General features: G+C 70.0%; 4 protein-coding genes. All 4 read left to right on the plus strand.

Features of this window, described 5'->3' with window-relative positions:
• Positions 1 to 681 (plus strand): ABC transporter substrate-binding protein (locus AC3XYG_RS06625; protein WP_489139019.1); only part of this gene is annotated, 681 nt, incomplete at its 5' end.
• A gap of 38 nt (positions 682 to 719) precedes the next feature.
• Positions 720 to 1,640 (plus strand): nitrate ABC transporter permease, encoded by a 921-nt coding sequence (gene ntrB / locus AC3XYG_RS06630; protein ID WP_489139020.1) that lies wholly within the window; start codon positions 720 to 722, stop codon positions 1,638 to 1,640.
• A gap of 10 nt (positions 1,641 to 1,650) precedes the next feature.
• Entirely contained in the window at positions 1,651 to 2,448 is a 798-nt protein-coding gene (locus AC3XYG_RS06635; protein ID WP_489139021.1) for an ABC transporter ATP-binding protein, read from the plus strand.
• 14 nt (positions 2,449 to 2,462) lie between these two features.
• Positions 2,463 to 4,243: nitrite reductase large subunit NirB (gene nirB / locus AC3XYG_RS06640; RefSeq protein ID WP_489139022.1), on the plus strand; the 1,781-nt coding region annotated here is incomplete at its 3' end.

A 4,243-nucleotide genomic window follows, 5' to 3' on the forward strand; every position in this document is an offset into this window, starting at 1 on the left:
GTGGTGCCGCCGCCGCAGATGGTCGCCAACATGAAGGTCGGCAACATGCAGGCCTTCTGCGTCGGCGAACCCTGGGGCGACCAGCTGGTGCACCAGGGCATCGGCTATTCCGCCTGCACCACCGGCGAGATCTGGAAAGACCATCCGGAGAAGAGCCTGGTGCTGCGGGCCGACTGGATCGACGCCAACCCGAAGGCGGCGGCCGCCCTGCTGCAGGCGGTGCTGGAGGCCCAGCGCTGGGCCGACAAGCCGGAAAACAAGGCGGAGATGGCCCAGATCATCGGCCGCCGGGCGTGGTTCAACGTGCCGCCGGCCGACATCCTGCCGCGGTCGCTCGGCACCATCGACTATGGCGACGGCCGCAAGGTCGAGAACAGCCCGCTGCTGATGAAGTACTGGCGGGACTTCGCCTCCTACCCCTACCAGAGCCACGAGCTGTGGTTCCTGACCGAGGACAAGCGCTGGGGCTTTGTCGCGCCCGACACCGACCTGAAGGCGCTGATCGCCAAGGTCAACCGCGAGGATCTGTGGCGCCAGGCCGCCCAGGCGATCGGCGTGCCGGCCGCGGAAATCCCGGCCAGCCCGTCGCGCGGCAAGGAGACCTTCTTCGACGGCAAGGTCTTCGACCCCGACGCCCCGGACACCTATCTCGCCAGCCTCGCCATCAAGGCCATCGCCTGAACGCCACGCCCGACACACAGCCGGAGCCGAGCCACCCCATGCCCCAGACGGCTTCCCAGACGGCGACCCAGACCACCGGGGCCGTGACCGACGCCCCCGCCGCCCGCAGGTCCCTGACCGGCGGGCAGATCCTGGCCATGCCGGTGGCCCGGCCGCCCTTGGCCCCCCGGCTGGTGCGCATCGCCGGCGAGGTCGCCGTGCGGGTGATCCCGCCGCTGATCGTGCTGGCCGTGCTGCTGCTGGCCTGGCAGCTGCTGTGTTCCAGCCCGACCTCCAGCCTGCCGTCGCCGCTGAAGGTGCTGGACGACACTTGGGACTTCATCATCGACCCGTTCTACGACAATGGCGGGGTCGACAAGGGCGCCTTCTGGCAGATCGCCACCAGCCTGCAGCGGGTGGCGATCGGCTTCAGCCTGGCCGCGGTGGCCGGCGTGGCGATCGGCGTGCTGATCGGCCAGAGCATCTGGGCGATGCGCGGCCTGGACCCGATCTTCCAGGTGCTGCGCACCATCCCGCCGCTGGCCTGGCTGCCGATCTCGCTGGCCGGGTTCCAGCGGGCCGAGCCGTCCGCGATCTTCGTGATCTTCATCACCTCGATCTGGCCGATCGTGATCAACACCGCGGTCGGCGTGCGCAACATCCCGCAGGATTACCGCAACGTCGCGGCGGTGCTGCGCCTGTCGTGGTGGGAGGTGTTCCTCAAGATCACCCTGCCCGCCGCCGTGCCCTACATCTTCACCGGCCTGCGGATCGGCATCGGCCTGTCCTGGCTGGCGATCATCGCGGCCGAGATGCTGATCGGCGGTGTCGGCATCGGCTTCTTCATCTGGGACGCGTGGAACAGCTCGCGCATCAGCGACATCATCGTGGCGCTGGTCTATGTCGGGCTGGTCGGTTTCCTGCTCGACCGCCTCATCGGCTTCGCCGGCGCGCTGATCGCCCGCGGCACTGCAGCCTGAGGGGGATCCGATGGACGCCTATCTCTCGATCGAACAGGTCGGCATGCGCTTCATCCGCGGCAGCGCGGTCAGCGAGGTGTTGACCAATGTGCAGCTGACCGTGGCCAAGGGCGAGTTCGTCTCGATCATCGGCCATTCCGGCTGCGGCAAGTCCACCCTGCTGAACATCGTCGGCGGCCTGGTGCGCTCCACCACCGGCGAGGTGCTGCTGGATGGCGCCGTGGTCGACAGCCCCGGCCCGGACCGCGCCATCGTGTTCCAGAACCACTCGCTGCTGCCCTGGCTGACCGTCTACGGCAATGTCCGGATCGCGGTCGACAAGGTGTTCGGGCGCCGCAAGAACGCGGCCGAGCGGCACGACTGGGTGATGCACAATCTGGCGCTGGTCCACATGGCTCACGCCAAGGACAAGCGGCCGGGCGAGATCTCCGGCGGCATGAAGCAGCGCGTCGGCATCGCCCGGGCGCTGGCGATGCAGCCGAAGCTGCTGCTGATGGACGAACCCTTCGGCGCGCTGGACGCCCTGACCCGGGCCCATCTGCAGGATTCGGTGATGGAGATCCACGCCACGCTCTGCAACACCGTGCTGATGATCACCCATGATGTGGACGAGGCGGTGCTGCTGTCCGACCGCATCGTGATGATGACCAACGGCCCGGCCGCCACCATCGGTGAGGTGCTGGACATCCCGCTGGACCGGCCGCGCCGCCGCCTGGCCCTGGCCGACGACCCGGCCTATGCCGCCAGCCGGGTCCAGGTGCTGCGCTTCCTCTATGAGCGCCAGCGCTTCACCACCGCCGCCGCCTGAGCAGGAGACATCCGATGCCCGAAGGAAGCTGGGGGCCGCAAGAACGCTTGGTCGTGATCGGCAACGGCATGGCCGGGATGCGGGCGGTGGAGGAGCTGCTGGCCCGTGCCCCCGACCGCTACGCCGTCACCGTGTTCGGCGCAGAGCCGCAGGTGAACTACAACCGCATCATGCTGTCGCCGGTGCTGGCCGGCGAGAAGCGGTTCGACGAGATCGTCATCAACGACCGCGCCTGGTACGACGCCAACGGCATCGACCTGCGCGCCGGGGTGCGGGTCACGGCGATCGACCGCGAGGCGCGCGAGGTGGTGGGCGCCGACGGCAGCCGGTGCCGCTACGACCGGCTGCTGCTGGCCACCGGGTCCGACCCGATCGTGATCCCGGTGCCGGGGCACGACCTGCCCGGCGTCGTCACCTTCCGCGATATCGCCGATGTCGAGGCGATGCTGGCGGCGGCGCGCGAAGGCCGCAGCCGCGCCGTGGTGGTCGGCGGCGGCCTGCTGGGGCTGGAGGCCGCGAACGGCCTGCGCGCCAACGGCATGGACGTCACCGTCCTGCACCTGATGCCGGTGCTGATGGAGCGGCAGCTGGACCCCGCCGCCGCCTGGCTGCTGCGGCGCGAGCTGGAGCAGCGCGGCCTGACCGTGCTGACCGAGGCCGACACCGCCGCGATCGAGGGCGACGGCAAGGTCGAGGCGGTGCGGCTGAAGGACGGGTGGTTGATCCCGGCCGACCTAGTGGTGATGGCGGTCGGCATCCGCCCAGCGACGGCGCTGGCCCGCGCGGCCGGACTGGCGGTCGAACGCGGCGTGGTGGTCGACGACCGGATGACCACCTCCGACCCCTGCATCCTGGCGGTCGGCGAATGCGTGCAGCATCAGGGCCGCACCTACGGGCTGGTGGCGCCGCTGTACGAGATGGCCCGGATCTGCGCCGACCAGCTGGCCGGCACGGCGGAGAGCGAATATCGCGGCTCCGTCACCTCGACCAAGCTCAAGGTCACCGGCATCGACGTGTTCTCGGCCGGCAACTTCCAGGGCGGCGAGGGCTGCGAGGACATCGTGTTCCGCGATGCCGCCCGCGGCGTCTACAAGCGCTTGGTGCTGAAGGACGACCGCATCGCCGGCGCCGTGCTGTATGGCGACACCGCTGACGGCGCCTGGTTCTTCCAGCTGCTGCGCGAGGGCCAGGACATCGCCGCGATGCGCGACGGGCTGATCTTCGGCCGGGCGCTGGCCGCCGGGGGTGCGGCGCCGGACCCTAAGCAGGCCGTTGCCGCCCTGCCGCCGGAGGCGGAGATCTGCGGCTGCAACGGCGTCTGCAAGGGCACCATCGTCGCGGCCATCGCCACCAAGGGCTTGGCGAGCCTGGACGAGGTGCGGGCCCACACCAAGGCCTCGTCCTCCTGCGGCTCCTGCACCGGGCTGGTCGAGACCCTGCTGGCCGCCACGCTGGGCGATGCCTATGCCGGCGGCCCGGCGGTCAAGCCAGTCTGCAGCTGCACCGATTACGGCCATGGCGAGGTGCGGCGGCTGATCCTGGCGCGCGACCTGCGGTCGATCCCGGCTGTCATGCAGGAGCTGGGCTGGCGCACCCCGAATGGCTGCGCCAGATGCCGGCCGGCACTGAACTACTACCTGATCTGCGCCTGGCCGGGCGAATACCACGACGACCAGCAGTCGCGCTTCATCAACGAACGCGCCCACGCCAACATCCAGAAGGACGGCACCTATTCCGTGGTGCCGCGGATGTGGGGCGGCGTCACCAGCGCCAAGGAGCTGCGCGCCATCGCCGA

It is taken from the genome of Inquilinus sp. (genome assembly GCF_057815775.1).